This is a genomic window from Cupriavidus sp. OV096, from assembly GCF_900115455.1.
GTDB lineage: Bacteria > Pseudomonadota > Gammaproteobacteria > Burkholderiales > Burkholderiaceae > Cupriavidus.
In genome coordinates, this window is the sequence record NZ_FOWM01000001.1 from 768154 (window position 1) to 794580 (window position 26427).

Sequence of the window (26427 nt, forward strand, 5' to 3'; positions counted from 1 at the left end):
GCGGTATCAGGAGAGAATCTGGTCCAGCAAGTGCCGTACGCCTTGCTGCCATTCCGGAAGATTGAGGTCAAAAGTATCGCGGAGCTTGCGCGTATCCAATCGCGAATTGGCCGGCCGCGGGGCGGGCAGCGGATAGGCCGATGCAGGGATCGCCCCAATGGTATCCGGGTCCACCTTCAGCGCTACGCCCTTGCTCTTCGCATAACGCAGCACTTCCGCCGCGTAGCCATGCCAGGATGTTTCCCCGGATGCCGCGAGGTGATAAACGCCGGCGGGAAACGCTGTGCGGTCACCATGCAGCCAGGCCCGATCGACAATGTGGGCGGTCACGTCGGCAATCAGCGCCGCCGTGGTCGGCGCGCCATACTGATCGGCCACCACGCGCAGGCTGTCGCGTTCGCGCCCGAGCTTGAGCATCGTCTTGGCGAAGTTGCCGCCATGCGCGCCTGCTACCCAGCATGTACGCAGCACGATAGCAACGGCCCCTGCGGCTTCGATCGCCTGCTCGCCCGCGAGCTTGCTCTTGCCATAGACGGACAGCGGACCGACGGCATCGGCTTCGGTATAGGGTGCGTTGCCGATGCCAGCGAACACATAGTCCGTGGAGTAATGCACGAGCAGGCTACCCAACGCACGGGCTTCTTCCGCCAGCACGCACGGCGCCGTGCCGTTGATGGCGAACGCCTGCGCCGTTTCGCTTTCAGCCTTGTCCACAGCCGTGTAGGCAGCCGCATTCACGATCACGTCGGGGCGCACACGGCGAACCACGTCGCGAATCGCATCGGGATTCGACAGATCGCACCCCGCCCGATCCAAGGCCATGACGTTGCCCAGTGGCGCCAGGCTACGTCGCAATTCAAAACCGACTTGGCCGTTGCTTCCTGTTACAAGAATCGTGGGGATACCGCCGGGCTTACGCTGCATATTGCTTCGCCACCCAATTCCGGTATTCGCCCGACATCACGTCCTGCACCCACGCCTGATTATCGAGATACCACTGAACCGTCTTGCGCAGCCCCGTCTCGAAGGTCTCGACCGGCTTCCAGCCGAGTTCGCGCTCGAGCTTGCGCGCGTCAATGGCATAGCGCCGATCGTGACCGGGGCGGTCCTTCACGAAAGCTATCTGGTCGCGATACGACCCCGAAGCCTTTGGCTTGAACTCGTCTAGCAGGTCGCACAGCGTATGCACGACATCGAGATTGGTCTTCTCGTTCCAGCCGCCAACGTTATAGGTCTCACACACTCGGCCACGCGCTAGGACTTCGCGAATGGCGCTGCAATGGTCGCGCACGTACAGCCAGTCGCGCACGTTCTGGCCATCACCGTAGACCGGCAGCGCCTTGCCTGTGAGCGCGTTGGTGATCATCAGCGGGATCAGCTTCTCGGGGAAGTGATACGGGCCGTAGTTGTTGGAGCAGTTCGTCGTCAGGACCGGCAGGCCGTAGGTATGATGGTAGGCGCGCACCAGATGGTCCGACGCGGCCTTCGACGCAGAGTACGGGCTGTTCGGCGCATAGGCCGTGGTCTCCGAGAACTGCGGATCCGCTGGGCCGAGGGAGCCGAATACCTCGTCGGTGGAGATGTGCAGGAATCGGAAGGCGGCCTTTGCCGCATCGTCCAGGCCGCTCCAGTAGCCGCGCACAGCTTCCAGCAACGTGAAGGTACCGACGATATTGGTCCGAATAAACTCGCCCGGGCCGTGAATGGACCGGTCGACATGGGATTCCGCCGCGAAATGCACCACGGCCCGCGGCTTGTATTGGGTCAGCAAACGGTCCAGGGCCGCCCTGTCGCAAATATCGGTCTGCGAGAAGACGTGGCGGCTGTCATCCTTCAACGATGCGAGCGTCTTGAGGTTCCCGGCATACGTCAGCTTGTCGACGTTGACGACGCTGTCCGCGTCCGGCTGTGCAAGCCAGTCGAGCACAAAATTGGCCCCGATGAACCCAGCACCGCCGGTGACAAGAATATGCGACAAACCTGTGCTCCCTTACCCATTCGATATGTTTCGAGTTCCCGACACAGTCGGTTGTCCGCCAGATCCGGTGGGGGATAGCGGTCTTTTTTTAGTCCTCTCGGAAGTGGCGCTATTCTATCTGACCCTGACCTGTATCCTTGGTGTGATACCCAACTTTTTGTAGCGTCTTGTAACGTTCGACCAAATCGATTATGGCTCGACACAAGAATGCTTATTCTGGCACTTTGCGCCCGATCCTCCCATTTGTGGCAAATTTTCGATGCCTGTTAATCCAGCACCCTCAGACACCACATTCGCCATCGGCGACCTTCAGGGCTGCGCGCCGTCCTTGACCTCTCTGTTGGCCCAAATTCCGTCCACCGCCCCGCTTCGCTTCGTCGGCGATCTGATCAACCGGGGCCCGGCTTCGCTCCAAACCCTTCGCATGGTCAAGGACATGGCCCCGCGCGCCGGGACGGTACTGGGCAACCACGACATCCATCTGCTGGCCGTCGCCGCCGGGGCGCGCAAGAATAGCAAGTCAGACACCCTGGATGACATATTGGCCGCTCCGGATTGTGATTCTCTGATCACATGGTTGCGTCATCAGCCGTTGGCGATCCTGGAGAGCGACTTTCTGATCGTCCACGCCGGCGTCCTGCCGCAATGGACCGCGTCGCAGGTAGTCGATCTGGCGGGCGAAGTGGAAGCGGAGTTGCGGGGCCCCAACTGGCAAGACTTTCTCGGCAACGTCTTCGGCAACGCCGCAGACCGCTGGCGAGACGACCTGACCGGCATCCACCGCCACCGCGTGGTCGTGAACGCCCTCACCCGCCTCCGCTTCTGCTCCGCGGACGGGGTCATGGATCTCAAAACCAAGGAAAGCCCAGGCGGCGCGCCAAACGGCGTCATGCCCTGGTTCGATGTGCCCGGCCGCCGTACCGCCGATGTCACCGTCGTCTGCGGTCACTGGTCCACGCTCGGACTGGTCAAGCGGCCCAACCTCATGGCGCTCGATACCGGCTGTGTCTGGGGAGGCAAGCTGACCGCTGCCCGGCTCGCATCCGATCCAGCGGACCGGACCATCGTCCAAGTCGATTGCCCGCAGTATTCTGATCCACTCGCTTAAAAAGATCAGCCCCCGCTCTTGCGGGGGGCTGATCGGAGACCCACTTCGTGGTCAGTGCCTACGACTCAATCGCCAAGTAAGAGCGGGGTGATTGCGGGCACAAGATTGGGGTAACCCGCCTTCACTTTCAAGACGCCGGAGTTCGCGCTATTGCTCCACTTCTCCCCCGTATACACAACTGAATATTCAAGCGTCTGAGCCTTGCTTGGGGCTGTAACGTTGAAACGAGCGATAGTCTCTGAGCCGAGGCCAATCAAATCATTCCAACCCGATGGTCCCACGGCAGTTACCGATCTTGTCACAGCGGTATTGTATTGACTGATCCGATATCGGCCAATTTCCTTGTTCCCCTGATAAAGCAATATATAGGCACCCTGGCCAGAGGCAGATGGGTATATCCATTTCACAAAAAACAGCCCCGAAAGCTTTGCAGCAATCTGAAATTGCTGCCCTGGCTTGACCGTCGATGGCTTTGTCACCTCAAGACTGGTGGCGTAGACCCCAGCCCTGGCGTCGAACATTGAAATCAAGCACGACAACGCCAATAATATCTTTGGAAGGACGCGCATACTGAAAACTCCGGTAGGGCATGACACCCATGGACACTACTGAGTGCAGGACGACTCTACCTTGCACTAGCTGTTATGGAGCAATACGAAGCGCACGTCCTCGCCGTCGACATACCTGGAACATTGCCCCGTTCCTTCGACGCTTACTGCCTTATCCGTACCAACGGCAGTCAACAGCAACGCTAACTGTTGCTTCCCAATATTGGATTTCTCGTCCTTGATCATGAAATAAGTGGAAGCAGAGGCGCAGCCAGGACGATTAGTCGGAGCGCCACTCAAGGCGAAGTACACCAGCCCATCGTCCCGGACATTTATATACGTGATTTTTCCGCTGCTCGATCCCGCAAAAGCGCTGGAAGCGACAACACATGCACCAACAAAACAAGTCGCTTTCTTGAAGAATTCAACCTTCATGTTTAATCCTTTAACTAGATTTAACCGCGAAGTGTTATTACTTCACAACTACCGCAGACAGAATCTACCCTACGGCATGTCGATCAGAGTTGATCTAGTTCAACTTGGAGTAGCTGCACTGAAGGCGGGCTTCTTGAAAGTCAAGGCGACTTAAGCAAAGGAAGGAGACGAGTGCATGCGAATAAAGCCCGCACGATAGAAGGGAGAATGCCTTGGATTTGTGGGTCGATAAAGTACGAATGGAGCCTATTTCATTACTGCGGGGCTCGCGCTCGATTCTTCAGCGAGAACACCAGCCGCAGTCGGGCGCATTTGAAGCGCAAAATCTGCTGCCGCGCTGGGGTTTCCCATGCTCAAGTGAACAACCACTTCCCGCGCCGACTCCGCCAACTCCCGCCGGCTGGCCGACTGCGCCATCAGCTGCGGCCCAAGCGTCAGCCGCGCCTTGATCGGCGGCGACCGCAATATCATGTCGAGCGAGTCCAGCAGCGACAAATCGCCGATATAGGCCGGCGCCGCAGTCGGTTCGCCGGTGGCTGCGTCCAGATACCGCAGCCCCACCGGTTGCACCGGCAGCCCGCCCGCCACTGGGGCCTGCATCAGATTGGCATGGAACGGCAGCACCTCCGTCCCATCCGTCGTCGTCCCCTCCGGGAACACGCACACCAAGTCACCGTCGCGCATCACCTCGGTAATGTGATGGAGCACCCGGTGCGCGTCCCTTTTGCGTCCACGCTCGATGAAGATCGTGCCGGTCTTCTCGCATAGCCAGCCGACGAGTGGCCAGCTACGGATCTCGGACTTCGCCACGAAGCGTGCGGGATGCCAGCTATGGATCACATAGATGTCGAGCCAGGAGATGTGATTCGCAACCATCATCGCGCCACGCGGCGCGGGCTGGCCGGGCGCCAAACCCTGCACCTCCACTTCCACGCCACACAGCTTCAGCAGCTTGCGCGACCAGTTGCGGATCAGCCGCTCGCGCATCGCCACACTCGCCCACGGGAACACCGTGGCGCAGATCAGCATGCCGCGCAGCATCAGCAGGATGAGGCGCGTCTTGCGTAACCAGATCATCGTAAGGGCTCTCGGATGATATTGATCGACTAAGATCCGTGCTGATCAGCGCGCTTCGTGCACGATCTGGCCACCGACCAGCGTCATGCGCACGCGCCCTTCCATCTCGTAGCCGAGCCACGGCGAGTTCTTGCCCTGGCTCTTCAGCGCGCTACGCTCCACCTTCCACACCTGTTTCGGGTCGAACACGCAGACGTCTGCCGCGCTGCCGGTGGCCAGCGTGCCAGCACCAAGGCCGATCACGCGGGCCGGCTCACTGGTGATGCGCGCCAGCGCCTTCACCAGCGGCACCTTGTGCTCGTTGGCCCAGCGCAGCGTCAGCGGCAGCAGCAATTCCAGGCCGGTGGCGCCGGGCGAGGCCTCGTCGAATGGCAGCAGCTTCTCGTCGTCGTCCACTGGGGTATGGTCCGAGCACAGCGCGTCGATGGTGCCATCGGCCAGGGCGGCGATGATGGCATCCCGGTCCCGCGCACTGCGCAGCGGCGGCGAGAAGCGCATCTGGCTATTGAAGAAGCCGATGTCCACGTCCGTCAGCGCCACATGGTGCATGTTCACGTCGCACGACACCCTCAGCCCTTCCTTGCGCGCCTGCCGCACCAGCTCCAGCCCGGCCGCCGACGACAGCCGGCACAGGTGCACGCGCGCGCCCGTGGTGCGCATCAGTTCGAAGATCGTATGCAGGCGCACGGTTTCGGCGATCACCGACACGCCCGAGAGGCCCAGCCGCGACGCCACCGCGCCACTCGCCGCCACCCCGCCGCCGAGGAACGGGTCCTCGGGACGCAGCCACACCGTGTAGCCGAAGGTCTGCGCGTACTGCATCGCGCGCAGCAGCACCTGGGTATTGCGGATCGGCATCTCGGCCTGGCTGAAGCCAACGCAGCCGGCCTCGGTCAACTGGCCCATCTCGGTCAGGATCTCGCCCTTGAGGCCCAGCGTCAGCGCGCCCAGCGGGTAGACGTGGGTCTGGTTGAGCGTGCGGGCGCGGAACTTCAGCATTTCTACGAGGCCCGGCTCGTCCAGCACCGGATCGGTGTCGGGCGGGCAGACCAGGCTGGTCACGCCGCCGGCGGTGGCGGCGGCCACTTCGGATTCCAGCGTCGCCTTGTACTCGTAGCCGGGCTCGCGCAGCCGCGCGGAGAGGTCCACCAGCCCCGGACAGACGATCAGCCCGCGGGCGTCGATGGTCTTGTTGGCGTTGAAATCGGCCGGTGCGCGGCCCACGCCGACGACCTTGCCGGCGGCGATAAACAGGTCTTGCTCGGCGTCGAGGTTCGCGGCCGGGTCGATCAGGCGGCCACCCTGGATGTGAATCTTCATGTTCTGTCGCTTGGCGTTCGGTTGTTCGGGGGAGCCTGACTCAATCATTGTTGCCGGCGACGATGCCCATCACCGCCATGCGCACGGCGATGCCGAACGTCACCTGGTTCAGGATCACCGATTGCGAGCCATCGGCCACGGCGGAGTCGATCTCCACGCCGCGGTTCATCGGCCCCGGGTGCATGACGATGGCATCGGGCTTGGCCAGCGCCAGCCGCTCCGGCGTCAGCCCGTACGCCTTGAAGTATTCCTGCGCGGACGGCAGCAGCGCGCCGCTCATCCGCTCGTTCTGCAGGCGCAGCATGATCACCACGTCCACGCCCTTCAGGCCCTCTTCCATATTGTGGAAGACGCGAACGCCCATCTGCTCCAGCCCGGACGGCAGCAACGTGCGCGGCCCGATCGCGCGCACTTCCGGCACGCCGAGCGTGGTCAGCGCGTGAATGTCCGAGCGCGCCACCCGCGAATGCAGGATGTCGCCGATGATCGCCACCGTCAGGTTGGTGAAATCCTTCTTGAAGTGACGAATCGTGTACATATCCAGCAAACCCTGCGTCGGGTGTGCGTGGCGGCCGTCGCCGGCGTTGATCACGTGGACGTGCGGCGCCACGTGCTCGGCGATCAGGTACGGCGCGCCCGAACTGGCGTGGCGCACGACGAACATGTCGGCGGACATCGCCGAGAGGTTGTTGATCGTGTCCAGAAGCGATTCGCCCTTGCTGGTGGAAGACGCGTTGATGTTCAGGTTCAGCACGTCGGCGGAGAGCCGCTTGGCGGCAATCTCGAACGTGGTGCGCGTCCGCGTGGAGTTCTCGAAGAACAGGTTGAACACGCTCTTGCCGCGCAGCAGCGGCACCTTCTTCACGTCGCGGTCCGAGTCGGAGAGCGAGACGAACTGGCTGGCGGTGTCGAGGATGTGCGTGATCATGTCACGCGACAGCCCCTCGATCGACAACAGGTGCTTCAGCTCGCCATTCTTGGTCAGCTGCGGGTTGCGGAACATCTTGGTCATGGCAGGTCGGGCGCGGGCAGGGTCGGTCTGGGTGGCTTGCGGAGGTGCGGGTCGGGGCCGGTCAGGCACGGGCTTCGGTGGCGAAGGCGAAGCGCGTGGCGGCACCCTCGCCCTGGCGGGACAGCACCAGGGTCTTGTCTTGGGGCAGTTCGATGGTGGCCGCGGCAAAATCGGCGGCAATCGGCAGGTTGCGCCCGCCGCGGTCGGCCAGCACCACCAGCGCCACACGCCCCGGGCGGCCGTAGTCGAACAATTCGTTCACGGCGGCCCGAATCGTGCGGCCGGTGGCCAGCACGTCGTCAATCAGCAGGATGTTGCGGTCCTGCACGTCGAACGGCAGCGTGGTCGGCTCGGCCTGGCTGTGCAGGCCCTTCTTGGCGTAGTCGTCGCGGTGGAAGGCCACGTTGATCACGCCATGGCTGTCGAGCTTCAGGTCCGCTGCCAGGCGCTCGGCAATCCAGGCGCCGCCGGAGTAGATGCCGGCCACGGACCAGTTGGCGCGCTCGGCCGCCGGCATCAGCGCCTGGGCCTGGTCGCGCAGCGCGTGGTAGAGCGCCTCGGCGTCGGGAGTGGAGGTCTGGGTCATAGCGGAAGCTCGTCGAAATACTGTTGCAGGATGATGCGGGCGGCCTCGGCGTCCAGCGCGCCGCGCTTCGCCCCAGCCATGGCGGCGGCGCGGGAGCTGTAGCGCTCGTCCACGAAGGCCACTGGCAGGTCGAAGCGGCCGTTCAACTGGTTGCCAAAGCGGCGCGCAAGTCGCATGGAGGCTTGTTCGGCATCGTCGGGGCCGGCTTCGGGGTTGACCGGCATGCCCACCACGAACTGCACCGGCGTCCAGTCGCGCACCAGCGCGCTCACGGCCTCGAAGCGGCCTTCCACGGTCACATTGGGAAGAATGGTCAGCGCGCGGGCCTGCCGGGTGATGAAATTACCGAGCGCCACGCCGATTTTTTTCTCGCCATAGTCGAAGGCGAGGACGGTGCCGTCCGGGGGCGTCGCGCGCCCCGCCTGATCAGGCATGCCCCGCCTCGCCCGAGAGCATCGTGAAATCTATGCCCAGCAGGCGCACTGCGGCGGCGAACCGCTCTTCGGGCGGCACGCTGAAAATAATCTCGGGATCGGCCTGGACGGTCAGCCAGCCGTTGCGGCTCAGTTCTTCCTCAAGCTGCCCGGCGCCCCAGCCGGCATAACCCAGCGTGAGCAGGAACCGGTGCGGCCCGCTGCCGTTGGCCACGGCTTCGAGCACGTCCTTGGAGGTGGTCATCTCGAGCCCGCCCGGCACCGCCAGCGACGACACATAGACACCGACCGGATCGTGCAGCACGAAGCCGCGCTCGGTCTGCACCGGGCCGCCGAAGTAGACAGGCTGATGGGCCACAGGCTGGATTTCGAGCTTGAGATCGATCTTGTCGAACAGCGTGGCCATGTCGATGTCGATCGGCCGGTTGATGACCAGGCCGAGCGCGCCGCGTTCGTTGTGCTCGCAAAGGTAGACCACGGAACCCGAAAAAGTCGGGTCGGCCATGCCGGGCATGGCAATCAGGAACTGATTCGTGAGATTGATTGGAGCTTCGGGCGTCGCCATGGCTGCATTTTATCAAATCGCTGCCGGTCGGCCCGAAACTTTCTGCCGGCCTGCGCAGCATCCGTCACCGGAGGGTTCGTCGATGCGGCCCGTCAGTCGGCCGGCTTCAGTGCGGCGAGGTCGTCCGCCGTGAGCCAGCGCCATTCGCCCGGCGCCAGCGCCGGATCGAGCTGCAGGCGTCCGATGGCGCTCCGGTGCAGGCCGCTCACGTGGTTACCGGCGGCGGCCACCATGCGTTTCACCTGGTGATACTTGCCCTGGATCAGGGTCAGCCGCAGACTGCGTTCGCCCGTGATCTCGCAGCCTTCGGCGGCGATCGGGGCCGGTTCGTCGTCGAGTTTCACGCCGGTGCGCAGTGCCTCGGCCTGCGCCTCGGTCACGGGCTCGGCCGTGGTTACCTCGTAGAACTTCGGCACCTTGCGCTTGGGCGAGGTCTGGGCGTGGATGAACTGGCCGTCGTCCGTCAGCAACAGCAGGCCCGTGGTGTCGTGGTCGAGCCGGCCCACGGCCTGTACTTCCCGCTGACGCAGCGGTACCGGCAGCAGGTTGTAGACGCTCTCGTGGTGTCGCGGCCGCTGCGAGCACTCATAGCCGGCGGGCTTGTGGAGCATCAAATAGGCCTTGGTGCAGGCCAGCCAGGGCTCACCGTCCACGGTCAGCTGCAGGCCATCCACCTCGAAGCGTGCGCCGGGGTCTTCGCATAGCTCGCCGTTGACCTCGACGAGCCCGGCGGCCACGAGGTCGCCACAATAACGGCGCGTGCCGAAGCCTTGGGATTGCAGAATTCGATCGAGTGTCATGGCCATGGGAATGCTCTGAAATGCGGATGTGATGCCGGGGTATCCATATGTTAGGGTACGACGATGCCAAGATCGTCCCAGCCCCAATCGATGGATGCCGCCGGCCGCGCGCCGTATCGTATCGAACAACGGTTCGAACGCGGCCTGGTCTGGTTCCGGCGCGACCTGCGCGCCGACGACCACGCGGCGCTGCATTATGCCCTTAAGCACTGCCGGCAGGTATGGTGCGTGTTCGTCTTCGACCGCGAGATCCTCGATCCCCTGCTGGAACGGGGGCTCCAGGCCGACCGTCGCGTCGACTTCATCCTGCGCTCACTGGCCCCGCTGCACGCGGCCCTGAGCCAGTGGGGCGGCGGCCTGATCGTGCGCGATGCCAAGGCCCGCGAGGCGATCCCGCAACTCGCAGCCGCCCTCGAGGCCGAGGCGGTCTTCGCCAACCACGACTACGAACCGGCCGCCAACGCCCGCGATGCCGCCGTGCGCGATGCGCTGGCCGCCGATTCCCGCGTGCTGTTCACCTTCAAGGACCAGGTCATCTTCGAGGCCGACGAGGTCCTGAACGGCCAGGGCGCCCCGTTCGCCGTGTTCACGCCCTACAAGAACGCGTGGCTGCGCACGGTGCAGTCATTCGACCTGCGCCCCTATCCTGTGGATAAGTACCGCCACGCACTGGCGCCGGTACCGGCCCCCTATCGCCGGGACCTGCCCACGCTGGCCGACCTGGGCTTCGCGCCGAGCAACCTGCCCGAGATCGCCATGCCCACCGGCTCGGACGGCGCCCACGCGCTGTTCGACGAATTCCTGGACCGGATCGGCGACTACGGCCACCGCCGCGACTTCCCGGCACTGCGCGGGCCGAGCTACCTGTCCGTGCACCTGCGCTTCGGTACGATCTCGATCCGCACCCTCGCCCGCGCCGCCCACGAGACCGTGCTGCGCGGCGGCGCCGCCAGCGCCGGGGCGGCGGTATGGCTCTCGGAACTGATCTGGCGCGACTTCTACTTCATGATCCTGCATCACCACCCGCGCGTGGCCGAAAGCAAGTCGTTCCACCCCGAGTACGACGGCCTGCGCTGGGTCGCCCCGCAGACCGGCGAGCGCTATTTCCAGGCATGGTGCGAGGCGTCCACCGGCTATCCGCTGGTGGATGCGGCGATGCGCCAGATCCGCCAGAGCGGCTATATGCACAACCGGCTGCGGATGGTGACGGCGAGCTTCCTGGTCAAGGATCTGGGCGTGGACTGGCGGCGCGGCGAGCAGTATTTCGCCGATCAGCTCAACGATTTCGACTTCGCGGCCAACAACGGCGGCTGGCAATGGGCGGCGTCCACAGGCTGCGATGCGCAGCCCTACTTCCGCATCTTCAACCCGGTCACGCAATCGGAAAAGTTCGACCCGAACGGTCAGTTCATCCGCAAGTACCTGCCGGAACTGGCCCGGCTGCCAGACAAATACCTCCACGCGCCGTGGACGGCGCCGGAGGCCGTGCTGGCCGAGGCCGGGGTGCGACTGGGTGAGAATTATCCGAGGCCGATCGTGCAGCACGACGTAGCCCGGCAGGAGACGCTGGCGCGCTACGCGGTGGTGAAGACGCCGAAGGCGAAGGCAGCCGCCCGGGCGAAGCTGGCGGAAGAGGAAAGCTGAGCCATCGGCTCAGGCCGCCAGCATCGCACTTTCCCGATAATGCCGTTGGGCATCCTCGGGGCGCTCCGTTTCCTCGAACAGACGGGCCAGCGCCAGATGCGTGCGCACGCGGAGCCGGACTTGCGACTCCGGGTTGGCGTACTTCAGCGCGCGCTCGAAGTTCGACTGGGCCTTGCCCCAGAGCTGCTCGCCCAGGCACAGCACGCCCAGCGTGTAGTACAAATCCGCATCGGCCGGATGTTCGGCCAACCATTTCTCGGCCTGCTGGATCTGGGGCAGCGCCTTGCCCGGCTCGGCGCATTCGGCATAGCGCTGCACGAGGCGGCTGTCCCAGTTGACCCGGAGCGCTTCCTCGACAATGCGCCGCGCCTCGTTCTGGCGGCCCAGCGCCGAGAAGTAGCGCGCCGCCGGCTCGGCAATGCGCACCGCGTGCCGCTCATCGGGCGACAGCGAGCGCCAGAAGTGGTACAGCCCTTCCGCGTCATGGCGACGCTCGTCGAGCATCGCCTCCACCGCCAGCTGCTTGAGCCGCAGCGCCAGCACCGGGTGCAGCGCGTTGCGCTTCTCCAGCGAGCGCGCCAGCCGCAATACCTCGGTCCAGTTCTTCAGATGCTGGTGCGCACGCAGCGCAATCCGTTGCACGTGGATCTGCCGCCCGCCCTGCGACTGCAACTGGGCGATGGTTTCCAGCGCGCCCTCGGCGTCACGGGCATCGACTAGCAGTTCGGCCATGGAAACCAACCGCGCCTGAGCGCGCTCGGGGTCCGTGACCTGCGCCATCCAGGCGTCGCGGCGTTCCGATTCCTGCATCCGGTGCGCGGCCCGCGCGCCCACCAGGGCTGCGGTCTGCGCCTGTTCCGGCCACGCCTGGGCATCGCGCGCGGCGCGCTCGGCCCGTGCGAAACGTCCGGCAAACAGGTTTTCGATCGACTCGCGTAGCGCGGCCTGCGCCTTGCTCATGCGGCTGCGTTCGCGGTAAGCGGCAGCGCGGCGCGGCATCTCGGAGAGGTGCCGGAACGTGGTCAGGATCGTCCACACCCCGAAGAACAGCAGCAATAGCAGCGCCAGCGTGAGATTCAGGGACATTTCCACCCGGTACGGCGGGTAGAACAGCACCACGTTGCTGTGGTTGAACTGCGTGAACAGCGCCAGCCCGACGGCGCCGGCGAACAGGACCGCTACCCAGAACAGAAGTCGCATGGCTACTCCTTCTTCAGGGCACGCAGCGCGCCAAGGCTCTCGGCCATGGTCGGCAGCGAGACCGAGACCGCGCTGGCCTGCGCCTGCTTGAGCAGGGTCAGCACGCCCTGCACGCGGCGCGAGCGGGTATCGAAATATCGTGAAATCAGCGCCTGGGCGGCGGCGAGGTCATTACGGAACACCGGCTCGTTGCGCGACAGCAGCGCCAGCCGCGCGTTGAGCAGGCGCAGCTTCACGTTCTCGCGCAGGAACCAGCCCTGGTCGCCGGAGAGCAGCAGCGCGTTGGCGTCGTCCACCTTGCGGATGCGGATCACCTGCCCCATTTCGGCCAGCACGTAGTGCCAGAGCCGCACGAAGGCGTTGCCGGATTCGGGCGTCGGCTGGGTATTTTGTGATGCTTGCGCCCCGCTGGCGGGCTTGCCGTTCTCGCCGGGCGTGCGGTCGAGCATGCGTTCGCCAGACAGCAGCGGCAGCACGTCGATCTGGTTGATCGACTCATCGAGCTTGATCGCGGCGCCGGTCAGGTCCGTATCCGGCACGGCTTTCATGCGGGCGATGTCGCGCGCCAAGGCCCGGCGCAGCTGGTTGTACTGCGGCTTGTCGGCCCGCGCGAGCCGCGCGTCGGCGCTTTGCAGCGCGGCCAGCGCCACCTGCACGTTGCCGCTGAGCTGGAGTTGCTGGCCGGCGTTGGTCAGCAACTGCTGGATCTCGGCAATTTCCCAGTCGTCACGGTTGCGCATCAGGTCCTGGTAGACCTGCTCGAGCGCCACCTGCTTGTCGCGGGTCTCGACCACCTGGCCGTCCAGCGCGCCGACCTTGGCCTGGAGTTCCTTGACCGTCTCCTGCGCGTTGCGGGACAGCACCCGGGTCTCCTGGACCAGAGCGTCGTTGTTCTGCTGGCGCCGCGCCAGTTCCTGCGTCAGATGTTCCACGCGCAGTTGCAGCCACCAGAAGCCGGCCGCGGTGGCCAGCACGATGACGGCGGCGACGATCCACCACGGGTTCATGCGGCGCGGTGCGAACGCAGCGGTGGGGGCACTGGCGGCAGGAGCCGCAGGCGGCGCGACATGCGGCGGCGGGGCCGATGCCGCAGCGGCTGCGGAGGCTGAAGAAGAGGAGGACGTAGTGTCTGGCGTCACGCGATCAACCTTCGTTGACGGGGAATCTGGAACCGGCGCGCGCGGGGTTGGCGTCGGAGCGACGGCCACCACCGGGGTGTCGGATGAATCTGGGCGGACCAGCGCCTCCGCCGGCCCCGCGTGGGCATCGGCCCACTGCGTGCAGGCGGCCAGCAGGCCGGCGTCGCCGGGCGCGGCGGGCAGCACATGGGCGAAGCCCAGCGCGTTCGCCTGCGCGGCAATTCTCGCATGCGGCGCAATGCACTGCATCTGCTTCAGACGCTCGTGTTCCTGCGGCGACAGGTGCAACCGGGCCAGCGCGTCGAGGTTGCGCACGGCTTCGGAACTGGTCAGCAGCCACGCGCAGGGCGGCGCGCCCGGCTTCAGGTTATCGCGCACGGCCTGCCATTGCATGGACGTGGGCTCCGGCAGCGTGCGGCTGTATGCCTCCACCGCGTCGACGGTGGCGCCGGCATCGCGCAGGCGATCGCCGAGCCAGTCGCGCCCGCCGTTCCCCCGTACGATCAGCACGCGCTGGTTCGAGAACGCGCCGGGCGAGGTGTCGAGTTCGGACCAGAGCGCCTCGGAATCGAAGCGCGCCGGTTCATTGTGGATTTCCGCGTTGCCATGCGCCCCGGCCGGGGCCACCACGCGATAGACAGGCGCGGCAATGCCGCGTTCGGCCAGCGCCGCCACGCTCGACGGCCCGACCACCGCCACCGGCACCTGGGCCGGCCATTGCGGCAGCGCCGGCGCGTTCTGCACGTTCGCCAGCGCATCGAGCGCGAACGAGACCGCATTGGGGCTGACGAAGACCACCAGCGCATAGTCGGCGAGCCGGGCCAGCGCTGCGCGCAGCGCGGCGTCGTCGGCGGGCGGGCCAATGGCGAGCAATGGGAAGCCGAGCACGTCCAGTCCAGCGGACTGGAGCGCCTCGGTCAGTTGCCGGGACTGCCCGGCAGGTCGCGTAACTACGACGGTCGGGCGGGGCATCGCGCGCGCCTCAGGTCGGACCCGCCGCGGCAAGCGCCGCCAGCACGTCATCGGCACCGCGCGCCAGCAGGTCGCCGGCCACCGATGCGCCGAGCTGCTCGGCCGCCTCCAGCGTGTCCACCGCCCGGGCCGCATGCGCACGTATGTCGCGGCTGCCGTCTGGCAGGGCCACGAAGGCGTCGAGTTGCAGGGCATCGCCACGCCAGCGGGCATGGGCGCCCAGCGGCACCTGGCAGCTACCGCCCAGCCGGCGCGACACGGCGCGCTCGGCCGACACCGCCAGCAGCGTCGGCGTATGGTTCAGCGGCGCCAGCCATGCGGCGAGTTCGGGTCGATCGGAACGGATCTCGATACCCAGTGCGCCCTGCCCGGCCGCCGGCAGCGAGGCCTCTGGCTCGATCAGCGCGCGGATGCGCTCGCCCAGGCCCAGCCGCTTCAACCCGGCCGCAGCCAGGATGATCGCGCCGAATTCACCGGCGTCCAGCTTGCGCAGACGGGTGTCGAGGTTGCCGCGCAGCGGCTTGATGACCAGATGGGCGTAGCGGGTGCGTAGCGCGGCTTCGCGGCGCAGGCTAGACGTGCCGACCACGGTGCCGGGCGGCATCTCGTCCAGCGACGCGAAGTGCGACGAGACCAGCGCATCGCGCGGGTCTTCGCGTTCCATCACGGCGGTGAGCGTGAAGCCGGCGGGCAGTTCCATCGGCACATCCTTGAGCGAATGCACGGCCAGGTCGGCGCGGCCCTCGGCCATCGCCACCTCCAGCTCTTTCACGAAGAGCCCTTTGCCGCCTACCTTGGACAAGGACTTGTCGAGAATTTGATCACCCCTTGTCGTCATGCCGAGAATGGACACATCGCACGAGGGATAGTATTGTTGCAACGCAGCACGTACATGTTCAGCCTGCCACATCGCCAGCCGGCTTTCGCGCGAGGCGATCACGAGCTTGTGCGGCATGCTGCGGGATACGGCAGCGGACGAAGAAGACGGAGACGCAGGTGCTTGCATGCGCGCATGTTAGCACGCACCCCGGCGGCCTCAGGCCCCGGAATGCGCCCGAAATCGCTTCGCCGCGTATCGGACATGACCAGGGCGCCTTCAAGGCGACCGGCACCTTATAAAAGACAGAGGAGATGACTGCATGACCCAGCCCGTCGCGCGCCCATCGGGCCGCACCCGTACCACCCCTGCCCGCAAGTCCGCCAAGACCACCGCTGCGCCACGTGAAGCGGAAGGCACTTCCTCCGCCCCCGCGAAGCAGCGCGCCGCCCGTGCCAAGCTGGCCGTGGTGGCCACCAATGGCGCGACGGTCGCCGATGCAGCCATCGCCGCGACCTCCCCCGCGCGCCGTACCGCCGACAAGGACCTGCCGCTGCGCGAGGACATCCGCTTCCTGGGCCGCCTGCTGGGCGACTGCGTGCGCGAACAGGAAGGCGAGGCGGCGTTCGATCTGGTTGAGACGATTCGCCAGACCGCCGTGCGTTTCCGCCGCGAGAACGACCGCGCCGCCGGTGCCGAGCTGGACCGCCTGCTCAAGCGGCTGTCGCGCGACCAGACCAATCAGGTGGTGCGCGCCTTCAGCTATTTCTCGCACCTGGCCAATATCGCCGAGGACCAGCACCACAACCGCCGTCGCCGCGTGCACGCACTGGCCGGCTCGCCGCCGCAGCCGGGCAGCCTGGCCCGCGCGCTGGAAGCCATCGACGCCGCCGGCGTTACCGGCAAGCAGCTGCGCAAGTTCCTCGACGAAGCGCTGATCGTGCCGGTGCTGACCGCCCACCCGACCGAGGTGCAGCGCAAGAGCATTCTCGACGCCGAGCGCGAAATCGCCCGCCTGCTGGCCGAACGCGACCTGCCGATGACCGCCCGCGAGCGCGACCACAACACGGCGCAACTGCGCGCCCGCGTGACCACGCTGTGGCAGACCCGCATGCTGCGCAACAACCGGCTGATGGTGGTGGACGAGATCGAGAACGCCCTCTCCTATTACCGCACCACCTTCCTGCACGGCATTCCGCGCCTGATGGCCGAGATGGAGGAAGACATCGCCGCCGTCTTCCCGACCAGCAAGAAGGGCAAGGCCGGCACCGCGCCGGCACCGCTCGCCCCGTTCCTGCAGATGGGGTCGTGGATTGGCGGCGACCGCGACGGCAATCCGAATGTGACCGCCGAGACACTCCAACACGCCGCGCGCGAGCAATCGCAACTGATCATGGCGTGGTATCTCGACGAACTGCACGCGCTGGGCGCGGAGTTGTCGATGTCGTCGCTGATGGTGGATGTCAGCCCGGAACTGATCGCGCTGGCGGATGCCTCGCCGGACCATTCCGACCATCGATCCGACGAACCGTACCGCCGGGCGCTGATCGGCATGTACGCGCGGCTGGCCGCCACCTCGCAGAAGCTGACCGGCCACGAGGCCCAGCGCCACCCGGTGGCGGACGTCGCCCCGTACGACAATGCCGAGGCCTTCGCCGCCGATGTGCAGGTCGTGATGGATTCCCTGCGCACCCACCATGGCGTGGCGCTGGCCCAGGCGCGCATCGACGCGCTCCAGCGCGCCATCGCCATCTTCGGCTTCCACCTGGCCTCGGTGGATATGCGCCAGGTGTCCGACGTCCACGAGGCCGTGATCGCCGAACTGTTCGCCGCCGCCGGCGTGGAGCGCGACTACGCCGCGCTGCCCGAGGCCCGCAAGCGCGAACTGCTGCTGGCCGAACTGCGCCAGCCGCGGCTGCTGACCATGCCGTGGCACGAATATTCCGAGCAGACGCGCAGCGAGCTGGCGATCTTCGCCATGGCGCGTGACCTGCGCGCCCGCTACGGCAAGCGCGTGGCCCGCAACTACATCATTTCGCATACCGAAACGCTGTCGGATCTGATCGAGGTCATGCTGCTCCAGAAGGAGTCCGGCATGCTGCGCGGCACGCTCGGCAGCAAGACCGATCCGGCGCGCATGGAGCTGATGGTCATCCCGCTGTTCGAAACCATCGAGGACTTGCGCAACGCGGCCGGCATCATGCAGTCGCTGCTGGACCTGCCCGGCTTCGACTCGGTCATCGCCCATCACGGCGTGGAGCAGGAGGTGATGCTCGGCTATTCGGATTCGAACAAGGACGGCGGTTTCCTGACGTCGAACTGGGAGCTGTACAAGGCCGAGCTGGCGCTGGTGAAGCTGTTCGAGGCGCGCCGCGTGAAGCTGCGGCTGTTCCATGGCCGGGGCGGCACCGTGGGGCGCGGGGGCGGCCCGACCTATCAGGCCATCCTGTCGCAGCCACCCGGCACCGTGAACGGCCAGATCCGGCTGACCGAGCAGGGCGAGATCATCAACAGCAAGTTCGCCAATGCCGAAATCGGCCGGCGCAACCTGGAAACCGTGGTGGCGGCCACGCTCGAGGCCTCGCTGCTGCCCACGCAGAATGCGCCGAAGGACCTGGAGTCGTTCGAGGGCGTGATGCAGCAGCTGTCCGACCGCGCCTTCACCGCCTATCGCGACCTGGTCTACGAGACCCCGGGCTTCAAGGACTACTTCTTCGCCACCACGCCGATCACCGAGATCGCCGACCTGAACCTGGGTTCGCGGCCGGCCTCGCGCAAGCTGATGGACAAGAAGAACCGCAAGATCGAGGATCTCCGCGCGATTCCGTGGGGCTTCTCCTGGGGCCAGTGCCGGCTGCTGCTGCCGGGCTGGTTCGGCTTCGGCAGCGCGGTCAAGGCGCTGGTCGATGAGGCGCCGGACGAGAAATCGCGCAAGGCCACGGTGGCCACGCTGCGCCGCATGGTGAAGAGCTGGCCGTTCTTCTCAACGCTGCTCTCGAACATGGACATGGTGCTGGCCAAGACCGACCTTGCGGTGGCGTCGCGCTACGCCCAACTGTGCGAGGACGCCGCGCTGCGCAAGAGCGTGTTCGCGCGCATCAGCGCCGAGTGGCACCTGACCAGCGACATGCTCGCGTTGATCACCGGCCGCCACGAGCGGCTGGCCGACAACCCGCTGCTGGCGCGCTCGATCAAGAACCGCTTTGCCTACCTGGACCCGCTGAACCACTTGCAAGTGGAGCTGCTCAAGCGCTACCGGGCCGGCAAGGACGGCGACGACGTGCGCGTGCGGCGCGGCATCCACCTGACCATCAACGGCGTGGCGGCCGGGCTGCGCAACAGCGGCTGATCGACACCGGCATCTAGCCGACGAAGGCCCCGGGCACGGGGTCTTCGCCGAGCGCCGACAGCAGCACGGCCCAGTGCATCGCCTCATCCCCGAGGATGCTGCCGGCGGCCCGGGTCAGTTCGCGGTTGTGGAAATTCGGCAATACGCCGAGGTAGGCCGCCGTGGCGCCCTTCTCCAGCCCGGCCGCGAAGCGCAGCACATCGGCCTGCGTCTTGAGTTGTTCGGCGGGAAAGTTGTAGTCCCCCGGCTTCTTCGCCGTCACCGGCGTGCCGCCCAGTTTGCTGACGGTACCCGCCAGCACCTGCGCGTGGGCCTTGTGATGGCCCTGGAACTTCACGGCGGTGTCCAGGACCGGCTTCTGCAGCAAGCCGCTTTCCGCGCCCACCTGATAGGCCGCAATGGCCTGATATTCGAGCCCGAGCGCGACATTGAGGATGTTGATGTCATCGCGGGTGCTGCCCGACTGGGTCTGCGCCCAGGCCGGCATCGATTCGCCCAGCGAAAACACCGCGAGCGAGCCGAGCGCAAACAGCCCGGGGGCCTTCAGCAGGCCGCGCCGGCGGGCATCCGGCAGGGTGACGATGCGCGATGCGGCGGCGGGACGTTCTTCCAGAGTGGCCATGACGGTCTCCTGTTCCTTTTGGGGGGAGGCGCGCCACGGGTTGGCGCACCTGTCCGCATATACGCGGCAGCGCGCCAGACGGATGCAGCCGATGCGGTCCATCGGCTTTCCGTCCTTTCCAGCCTTTCCAGCCTTTCCAGCCCATTCTTCCTATACTCAGGCGGAGCCCCTAGCCCCGCCCCCGTGCCTGCTTCCCTGCCCTCCTCCGCGGATGCCCACGCAAACCCTGCTCCTCCCGAAGCGGCGGCGCAGCCGGACCCTGCCGCGCGGCTGGCGGGCCTGCTGCAGGACATCGCCCTGGGCGACCGCCCGGCGCTGCGCGCGCTCTACGACCTCACCGTGACGAAACTGTTTGGCCTGGCGCTGCGTATTACTAATAGGCGGGATTGGGCGGAGGACGTCGTGCAGGAGAGTTTTGTCAGCATCTGGCATCACGCCGGCGACTATCGCCCCCACGTGGCGGCCCCCATGACCTGGATGGCCGCCATCGTGCGCAACCGGGCGCTGGACTGCCTGCGCCGGCAGGCCGCCGCGCGGGGTGGCCAGCCGGCACAGCCCGATGACGACCTGGAAGCCTGGTTGCCCGACGACCGCGCCGGCCCCGCCGACGCCGCGCTGGCGAGCGAACGCGCGGCGGCACTGGCCCGCTGCCTGCAACGGCTGGAACCGTCGCAGCGGCAGGCCATCGCCCTCGCCTATCTGCGCGACCTGAGCCACACCGAACTGGCGGCCCAGCTACAGGTGCCGCTCGGCACCATCAAGTCGTGGATCCGGCGGGGGCTGGAGCGGCTGCGCACCTGTCTGGAGGGGCTGGCATGAGGCTCACCGGCCATCCTGACCTGCTCGACCGTCTGGCCGCCCAATATGCACTGGGGGTGCTGCGCGGCGGCGCGCGGCGCCGGCTGGAGCGGCTGGCGCACGAGGAGACCGCCGTGCGCGCCGCCATCGAACGCTGGCAGGCACGCCTGACCGGGCTGGCGGAGTTGCAGCCGGCGGCCCAGCCAGTCGACAAGGTCTGGTGCGGCATCGAACAACGGCTGGGCTGGCAGGCCGCCCCGCTCAAGGTGAAACCGCCGCCCCCGCGCCACTGGTGGCAGGCCTTCCAGGACGCCCCGGTGCTGCTGCGCATGGCCTCGGCGGCGCTGGCCTTGCTGGCGCTGATGGCCGTGGGGGTGTCGCAATGGCTGGTGAACCAGCGCGAGCAGGCGCCGACGATGTCCGCCGTGGCGATCCTGAACGATGATCAGGCTCGGCCCGCCGTGGTTGTGCTCTGGGATGCCCCCGCCAGCACGGTCACCGTGCGCCGCCTGGATCACCTGAAGCTGGCCGACCAGCAGGTGCTCCAGCTCTGGGCCCTGCCGGAAGGCGGCAAGCCGCAGTCGCTGGGGGTGATCGGCCGGCGCCACGAGGTGCGGCTGGAAGTGAAGCGCGCGCCGCACAGCGTGCCGGCGCTCGCCATCAGCATCGAGCCGCCGGGCGGCTCGCCCAGCCCGGACGGGCCGTCTGGGCCGGTGGTGTTCCAGGGCCGGGTGGTCGCCCAGCCGGCTTGAGGCGAGGTAACGTCCAACGGGCGCGGAATCCGTCCCCGGGGGCGATATAATCGCGGTTTTCCCGAATTTCGCCAGCGCCCGCCGCCGTTCGCGGTGCGCGCAACAACTGTCCCCTCGCCCATGACCTCCCAACTTGCCAAGAAAGGCGAAGCCTGGTCCGCCCGCTTCTCCGAACCGATGTCCGACCTGGTGAAGCGCTACACCGCATCGGTCTTCTTCGACAAGCGCCTGGCGCTGTTCGACATCGCGGGGTCGCTGGCCCATGCGGCCATGCTGGCCAAGCAAGGCATCATCGCCGAGGCGGACCGCGCCGAGATCGAGCGTGGCATGACGCAGATCCGTGGCGAGATCGAGTCCGGCGCGTTCGAGTGGAAGCTCGACCTCGAGGACGTCCACCTGAATATCGAGGCCCGCCTGACCGCGCTGGTCGGCGACGCCGGCAAGCGCCTGCACACGGGCCGCTCGCGCAATGACCAGGTGGCCACCGACATCCGCCTGTGGCTGCGCAGCGAGATCGACAACATCATCGGCCTGCTGGGCGCCCTGCGCGCCGCGCTGCTGGACCTGGCCGAGCAGAACGCCGACACCATCCTGCCCGGCTTCACCCACCTCCAGGTGGCCCAGCCGGTCACCTTCGGCCACCATCTGCTGGCCTATGTGGAAATGTTCACGCGCGACGCCGAGCGCATGGCCGATTGCCGAAAACGCGTCAACCGGCTGCCGCTGGGCGCCGCCGCGCTGGCCGGCACGAGCTACCCGATCGATCGTGAGTTCGTGGCGTCCCAGCTTGGTTTCGACGGCGTTTGCCGCAATTCGCTCGACGCCGTCTCCGACCGCGACTTCGCGATCGAATTCTGTGCCGCCGCCGCGCTGGTGATGACGCACGTCTCGCGTTTTTCCGAAGAACTGGTGCTGTGGATGAGCCCGCGCGTCGGCTTCATCGACATCGCCGACCGCTTCTGCACGGGCAGCTCGATCATGCCGCAGAAGAAGAACCCGGACGTGCCCGAACTCGCCCGCGGCAAGACCGGCCGCGTGAACGGCCACCTGATCGGCCTGCTGACGCTGATGAAGGGCCAGCCGCTCGCGTACAACAAGGACAACCAGGAAGACAAGGAACCGCTGTTCGACACGGTGGACACCGTGGTGGACACGCTGCGCATCTTTGCCGACATGGTGCCGGGCATCACCGTGAAGCCGGAGGCCATGCGCGCCGCCGCGCTGCAGGGCTACGCCACGGCCACCGACCTGGCCGACTATCTGGTCAAGCGCGGCCTGCCGTTCCGTGACGCCCACGAGGCCGTGGCCCACGCCGTGCGCGCCTGCGACGACCGCCGCTGCGACCTGGCCGACCTCACCGTGGCCGAGCTGCGCGAGGTCTCCGGCCTGGGCGACAAGTCGAGCCTGATCGGTGACGACGTGCACGCCGTGCTGACGCTGGAAGGCTCCGTGGCCGCCCGCGATCACATCGGCGGCACCGCGCCCGCCCAGGTGCGCGCCGCCATCCAGGCCGCCCGCGCCGCGCTCTGAAAACGCACGTGAAGCAGTAAGCTTTCCGTAAGGTTCGGAGAGCCCCGAAACCGCCGTGGCGCAAGCCCCGGCGGTTTTTCTTTGGCGCCCGTGATGTGCACGCGACGCCGGTAGGTACATCCCCCTAGCGCCGATAGAATTTGTTACAGATACACTAATCGCCGCAAAAACCGGGGGAGACAACCCATGTATTACTTGCTTGGTCTGTCACGACAGATCGACAGGTTGAACCAGCACACAGGCAGAGTTGCAAACATCATGATCCTGCTGTCGTGCCTGGTCAGCGCGGGGAACGCCCTGCTGCGCTATGGCTTCAACCTCAGTGACAACTGGCCACTCGAACTGCAGTGGTATATGTTCGCCATCGCCGTGATGTTCGGCACGTCGTACACGTTCCAGCGCAATGAGCACGTGCGCGTGGACCTGATCTACGGCAACGTGTCCGAGCGCGCGCAGCACTGGATCGACATCTTCGGCATCGTCGTGTTCCTGCTGCCCTCCACGATCCTGTTCACGTGGCTCTCGTGGGAATCGCTGTTCCTGCCCTCGTGGCGCATCCTCGAGCAATCGGGCAACTCCGGCGGGCTGCCGCGGTACCCGATCAAGCTGGTGGTGCCCATCGGCTTTGCCCTGCTCACGCTGCAGGGCATTTCCGAGCTGATCAAGCGCTTCGCGGCCCTGAAGGGGCTGGTGCGCATCGAATCGAAATACGAGAGGCCGGTGCAATGATCCCGTTGGAATATATGCCGCCGCTGATGTTCGGCGGCCTGGTGGTATTCATGCTGATCGGGTTCCCGGTCGCATTCTCGCTGTCCGCCGTGGGTCTGGCGTTCGGCTTCCTGGCCATCGAGTGGGGCTACTTCCCCGTCCAGTTCCTGCAGGCGGTGCCGAGCCGGGTGTTCGGCAGCGTGCTGGCCAACGAGTTGCTGCTGGCCATTCCGTTCTTCACCTTCATGGGGGCGATCCTCGAGAAGTGCGGGCTGGCGGAGGACATGCTCGACTCCATGGGCCAGCTCTTCGGCCCCGTGCGCGGCGGGCTGGGCTACTCGGTGATCATCGTCGGCTTCATCCTGGGGGCGATCACCGGCACGGTGGCGGCGCAGGTCATCGCCATGGCCATGATCTCGCTGCCGGTGATGATGCGCTACCGCTACAACATGAAGTACGCCACGGGCGTGCTGGCGGCCTCGGGCACCATCACGCAGTTGGTGCCGCCGTCGCTGGTGCTCGTGGTGCTGGCCGACCAGCTCAAGACCCCGATGGGCAGCGCCGACGTCGGCAGCATGTACCTGGGCGCCTGGGGCCCCTCGGTGGTCCAGATCGCGCTGTTCGCGCTCTACACCTTCGTGATCACCCGCATCAAGCCGGACTGGCTGCCGCCGGTGCCCCCGGAGGCGCGCACGCTGACCGGCTGGGCCCTGTGGCGCAAGTGCCTGCGCGGCATCATCCCGTGCGCGGTGCTGATCTTCCTGGTGCTGGGCACGATCATGCTGGGCATTGCCACACCGACCGAGTCGGGCGCCATGGGCGCGGTGGGTGCGTTGGTGCTGGCCGTGATCCGTGACAAGGGCTTCAACCGGATCGACCGCACGATCTACCGCGTGGGCCTCGCCGCCACGCTGGTCGCGGCTGGGGTCGGCTTCTACGCGTTCGGCTCCCACGCGTTCCGGATACCGCTGGCGCTGGCCTATCTGGTCCTGCTGTGGCTGCTGGTCCGCGCGGGGCAGTTGACCGACCTGCGGCTGCTGATCGTCGATGCCTACCAGTCCACGGCACGCCTGACCGCGATGGTGGTGTTCATCCTGATCGGCTCGACCTGCTTCTCGGTGGTGTTCCAGGGCGTGGACGGCGGCGCCTGGGTGGAGCACCTGTTCACCTCGCTGCCGGGCGGCTGGATCGGCTTCCTGATCGTGGTGAACCTGTTCATCTTCTTCCTGGCGTTCTTCCTCGACTTCTTCGAGATCGCCTTCATCGTGGTGCCGATGCTGGCACCCGTGGCGGTGAAGGTGCTGACGCCGGTGGTGCTCGAATCGATGGGCGGCAATCCCGAAGCGGCCGCCACGGCGGCCCTGGTGTGGTTCGGCGTGATGCTGTGCGTGAACATGCAGACCTCGTTCATGCATCCGCCGTTCGGCTTCGCGCTGTTCTACCTGCGCGGCATCGCCCCGAAGGAAGTGAAAAGCTCGGACATCTACTGGGGCGCCCTGCCCTGGGTCGGCCTGCAGATGGTGATGGTGCTGCTGGTGATGTTCTGGCCGGGCATGGTGACGGGCCTGCTGGACAAGGGCTCGCTCAAGCACAGCAACTCGGCGGAGGTAAGCATCCCGCTTGGCGGAGAGGATGCCAAGCCGGCGGCGCCACCGGGCGGCGCATCGAGCCCGGGCACGCTGGAATTGCCGGCCGCCGAGCCCGCCGAACCAGCCGCACCGCAGTTCGAGTTCGAGAAGAAGAAGTAATACGGCCGAATCGGACTGCACAAGAGCCCCGCGCGATGCGGGGCTTTTTTTCGTCCGTCGTTTGCGCCAAGGGCCGAGTGCCTCCAGATTTTTGGACGTAGTGCTAAAGACGGCAGCGAGTCATTACGGTATTGAACGCATTGGTACCTTGCCACGTCAGGGCCATGACTTCCATGGCTACCGACCTGCGATGGCAAGACAACCGACGAGATCGTGTTTCTGCCGCAGACACGGTACGACAGCAATACCGGTAAGGCGGCCTGATTTAGGAGAGACCATGCTGTTCATATCGAAGGAAGGACACGTTGACTCAGATCGTATCGTTGTACGGATTTATCCTCGGATCGAACGCGGTCCGATGCACAAGGTGAATGGAATTGTGGTGCATCAGACGGCAGCTCCCACGGCCTCCAGCACCTTCAGTTCATATCAGGTCAATGGCGCCAATGGCGCACACTTCCTGATTGATAGGGATGGGACTATCTATCAGACCGCGTCGCTGAGAAAAAGAACGAACCACGTCGGCAATATCAAGTCGCGTTGCCTGGAAACCAGGAAATGCTCGCCGGCAGAGTTCAATGCCGCCTACCCATTGAAATGGCGACCTACGCCACTATCGCGGCATGAGCACAGGAAACCCTTCCCCGAACGATATCCCGGCAATACGGATTCGGTTGGCATTGAACTGGTAGGGGCATACATTGAGAAAAACGAAGTGTACGAGTCCGTGACCCCGTCACAGAATGACGCTGTTCGATGGCTCGTAGCAGAACTTTCAGCCACCCTGAAAGTGGCCATGGGCGATGTCTACAGACACCCTCAACTCTCTCGGAAAACCGAGTCCGAAGCGAGCTCCGCAAAATGGTGAGAAACCTGTTGCTCGCGCTGTGCGCGATGTTGTGGCTTGTCATGTCGCCGGTCGCACATGCCCGTGCTGTAAAGGCGGTGACGATAGATGCCGTAGGACTCAGCAGGCTCGAGGAGATGGCGCAAGAATGCAAGAAATTCCGGCCTTCTGTGAAACTGGTAAAACGCTATTTCTCGCGCGCCTATCCAGTAGATGCCATCTACTACTCCAAAAAGTTCTGGTCCCCTTGTTGGGCGTCGGGAACCATCGAGTACGCAGATGGAAATCGCGGGAAATGGCGGCTGAGTTCCGGTGGGGCGGCCTACCTCGAATGGAGTCATTCAGGCGAGGTGATCTTGTATTTCAAGAATAATGGTTGGCAAGATCCCTTTGGGTCCGGCTACGACGAGTCGGTCTAAACAAGAAAAACCGGCGCCA

Annotated in this window: 25 protein-coding genes; 10 read left to right on the forward strand and 15 right to left on the reverse strand. The window is 65.7% G+C overall.

What is annotated here, in order from left to right; all coding sequences use genetic code 11:
- Nucleotides 1–6: 6 nt before the first annotated feature.
- Both rfbD and rfbB read right to left on the reverse strand, forming a co-directional pair.
- Nucleotides 7–924 carry a dTDP-4-dehydrorhamnose reductase gene (gene rfbD, locus BM115_RS03585; RefSeq protein ID WP_092290629.1) on the reverse strand — a complete coding sequence of 306 codons (918 nt, stop codon included), beginning with the start codon at nucleotides 922–924 and terminating at the stop codon, nucleotides 7–9.
- Nucleotides 914–1978 carry a dTDP-glucose 4,6-dehydratase gene (gene rfbB / locus BM115_RS03590; protein WP_092290631.1) on the reverse strand — a complete coding sequence of 355 codons (1065 nt, stop codon included), beginning with the start codon at nucleotides 1976–1978 and terminating at the stop codon, nucleotides 914–916. The genes rfbD and rfbB overlap by 11 nt, the downstream gene beginning before the upstream one ends.
- Before the next feature lie 259 nt (nucleotides 1979–2237).
- Here rfbB and BM115_RS03595 point away from each other — a divergent pair, with 259 nt between their 5' ends.
- The gene (locus BM115_RS03595; protein WP_092290633.1) at nucleotides 2238–3086 is read left to right on the forward strand and encodes a symmetrical bis(5'-nucleosyl)-tetraphosphatase; all 849 of its coding nucleotides are present in this window, start codon (nucleotides 2238–2240) and stop codon (nucleotides 3084–3086) included.
- A 65-nt stretch (nucleotides 3087–3151) separates the two neighbouring features.
- Here the strand turns inward: BM115_RS03595 and BM115_RS27025 are convergent, their stop codons facing one another.
- The 9 genes from BM115_RS27025 to BM115_RS03635 all read right to left on the reverse strand — a co-directional run bounded on the left by BM115_RS27025 (nucleotide 3152) and on the right by BM115_RS03635 (nucleotide 9863).
- On the reverse strand, nucleotides 3152–3655 hold the full coding sequence (locus BM115_RS27025; RefSeq protein ID WP_143093847.1) for a hypothetical protein: 504 nt from the start codon (nucleotides 3653–3655) through the stop codon (nucleotides 3152–3154).
- Between the two features lie 66 nt (nucleotides 3656–3721).
- On the reverse strand, nucleotides 3722–4069 hold the full coding sequence (locus tag BM115_RS03600; protein WP_218158015.1) for a hypothetical protein: 348 nt from the start codon (nucleotides 4067–4069) through the stop codon (nucleotides 3722–3724).
- 246 nt (nucleotides 4070–4315) lie between these two features.
- Nucleotides 4316–5146, reverse strand: coding sequence for a lysophospholipid acyltransferase family protein (locus BM115_RS03605; RefSeq protein ID WP_092290635.1), 831 nt, complete (start codon nucleotides 5144–5146; stop codon nucleotides 4316–4318).
- A 45-nt stretch (nucleotides 5147–5191) separates the two neighbouring features.
- Entirely contained in the window at nucleotides 5192–6466 is a 1275-nt protein-coding gene (locus tag BM115_RS03610; protein ID WP_092290637.1) for a dihydroorotase, read from the reverse strand.
- Nucleotides 6467–6506: 40 nt separating this feature from the next.
- Complete coding sequence (locus BM115_RS03615; protein ID WP_092290639.1) at nucleotides 6507–7478, reverse strand: aspartate carbamoyltransferase catalytic subunit; 972 nt, start codon at nucleotides 7476–7478, stop codon at nucleotides 6507–6509.
- Between the two features lie 61 nt (nucleotides 7479–7539).
- Nucleotides 7540–8064, reverse strand: coding sequence for a bifunctional pyr operon transcriptional regulator/uracil phosphoribosyltransferase PyrR (gene pyrR / locus BM115_RS03620; RefSeq protein WP_092290641.1), 525 nt, complete (start codon nucleotides 8062–8064; stop codon nucleotides 7540–7542).
- Complete coding sequence (ruvX, locus tag BM115_RS03625) at nucleotides 8061–8498, reverse strand: Holliday junction resolvase RuvX (RefSeq protein WP_092290643.1); 438 nt, start codon at nucleotides 8496–8498, stop codon at nucleotides 8061–8063. The genes pyrR and ruvX overlap by 4 nt, the downstream gene beginning before the upstream one ends.
- Complete coding sequence (locus tag BM115_RS03630; protein ID WP_092290645.1) at nucleotides 8491–9063, reverse strand: YqgE/AlgH family protein; 573 nt, start codon at nucleotides 9061–9063, stop codon at nucleotides 8491–8493. Before BM115_RS03630 ends, ruvX begins: the two co-directional genes overlap by 8 nt.
- A 92-nt stretch (nucleotides 9064–9155) precedes the next feature.
- The gene (locus tag BM115_RS03635; protein WP_092290899.1) at nucleotides 9156–9863 is read right to left on the reverse strand and encodes a pseudouridine synthase; all 708 of its coding nucleotides are present in this window, start codon (nucleotides 9861–9863) and stop codon (nucleotides 9156–9158) included.
- Between the two features lie 63 nt (nucleotides 9864–9926).
- On the opposite strand from BM115_RS03635, the gene BM115_RS03640 reads away from it, so the two are divergent.
- Nucleotides 9927–11507 (forward strand): cryptochrome/photolyase family protein, encoded by a 1581-nt coding sequence (locus tag BM115_RS03640; protein ID WP_177219839.1) that lies wholly within the window; start codon nucleotides 9927–9929, stop codon nucleotides 11505–11507.
- Nucleotides 11508–11516: 9 nt separating this feature from the next.
- Here BM115_RS03640 and BM115_RS03645 read toward each other — a convergent pair whose 3' ends face one another.
- Genes BM115_RS03645 through hemC form a run of 3 tightly spaced genes read right to left on the reverse strand, consistent with a single transcriptional unit; the run spans nucleotide 11517 to nucleotide 15824 of the window.
- Complete coding sequence (locus BM115_RS03645; protein WP_092290649.1) at nucleotides 11517–12707, reverse strand: heme biosynthesis protein HemY; 1191 nt, start codon at nucleotides 12705–12707, stop codon at nucleotides 11517–11519.
- Between the two features lie 2 nt (nucleotides 12708–12709).
- Nucleotides 12710–14818: a fused uroporphyrinogen-III synthase HemD/membrane protein HemX gene (hemDX, locus tag BM115_RS03650; RefSeq protein WP_092290651.1), complete on the reverse strand. Its 2109-nt coding sequence runs from the start codon at nucleotides 14816–14818 to the stop codon at nucleotides 12710–12712.
- 10 nt (nucleotides 14819–14828) lie between these two features.
- Nucleotides 14829–15824, reverse strand: coding sequence for a hydroxymethylbilane synthase (gene hemC / locus BM115_RS03655; protein WP_092290653.1), 996 nt, complete (start codon nucleotides 15822–15824; stop codon nucleotides 14829–14831).
- A 133-nt stretch (nucleotides 15825–15957) separates the two neighbouring features.
- Here hemC and ppc point away from each other — a divergent pair, with 133 nt between their 5' ends.
- Complete coding sequence (gene ppc, locus BM115_RS03660) at nucleotides 15958–18984, forward strand: phosphoenolpyruvate carboxylase (protein ID WP_092290655.1); 3027 nt, start codon at nucleotides 15958–15960, stop codon at nucleotides 18982–18984.
- Nucleotides 18985–18997: 13 nt separating this feature from the next.
- On the opposite strand, the gene BM115_RS03665 is transcribed toward ppc, so the two are convergent.
- Nucleotides 18998–19606 (reverse strand): ferritin-like domain-containing protein, encoded by a 609-nt coding sequence (locus tag BM115_RS03665; RefSeq protein WP_092290901.1) that lies wholly within the window; start codon nucleotides 19604–19606, stop codon nucleotides 18998–19000.
- 195 nt (nucleotides 19607–19801) lie between these two features.
- On the opposite strand from BM115_RS03665, the gene BM115_RS03670 reads away from it, so the two are divergent.
- The 7 genes from BM115_RS03670 (at nucleotide 19802) to BM115_RS03700 (ending at nucleotide 26408) form a co-directional block, all read left to right on the forward strand.
- Complete coding sequence (locus BM115_RS03670; protein ID WP_369823375.1) at nucleotides 19802–20425, forward strand: sigma-70 family RNA polymerase sigma factor; 624 nt, start codon at nucleotides 19802–19804, stop codon at nucleotides 20423–20425.
- Nucleotides 20422–21156: an anti-sigma factor gene (locus BM115_RS03675; protein ID WP_092290657.1), complete on the forward strand. Its 735-nt coding sequence runs from the start codon at nucleotides 20422–20424 to the stop codon at nucleotides 21154–21156. The genes BM115_RS03670 and BM115_RS03675 overlap by 4 nt, the downstream gene beginning before the upstream one ends.
- A 120-nt stretch (nucleotides 21157–21276) precedes the next feature.
- Nucleotides 21277–22686 carry an argininosuccinate lyase gene (gene argH / locus BM115_RS03680; protein WP_092290659.1) on the forward strand — a complete coding sequence of 470 codons (1410 nt, stop codon included), beginning with the start codon at nucleotides 21277–21279 and terminating at the stop codon, nucleotides 22684–22686.
- A 186-nt stretch (nucleotides 22687–22872) separates the two neighbouring features.
- Nucleotides 22873–23415: a TRAP transporter small permease subunit gene (locus tag BM115_RS03685; protein WP_092290661.1), complete on the forward strand. Its 543-nt coding sequence runs from the start codon at nucleotides 22873–22875 to the stop codon at nucleotides 23413–23415.
- Nucleotides 23412–25142: a TRAP transporter large permease gene (locus tag BM115_RS03690; protein ID WP_092290663.1), complete on the forward strand. Its 1731-nt coding sequence runs from the start codon at nucleotides 23412–23414 to the stop codon at nucleotides 25140–25142. The genes BM115_RS03685 and BM115_RS03690 overlap by 4 nt, the downstream gene beginning before the upstream one ends.
- A 277-nt stretch (nucleotides 25143–25419) precedes the next feature.
- Complete coding sequence (locus tag BM115_RS03695) at nucleotides 25420–26010, forward strand: peptidoglycan recognition protein family protein (protein WP_092290665.1); 591 nt, start codon at nucleotides 25420–25422, stop codon at nucleotides 26008–26010.
- Nucleotides 26004–26408, forward strand: a complete 405-nt coding sequence (locus BM115_RS03700; RefSeq protein WP_092290667.1) for a hypothetical protein — start codon at nucleotides 26004–26006, stop codon at nucleotides 26406–26408. The genes BM115_RS03695 and BM115_RS03700 overlap by 7 nt, the downstream gene beginning before the upstream one ends.
- Nucleotides 26409–26427 lie beyond the last annotated feature (19 nt).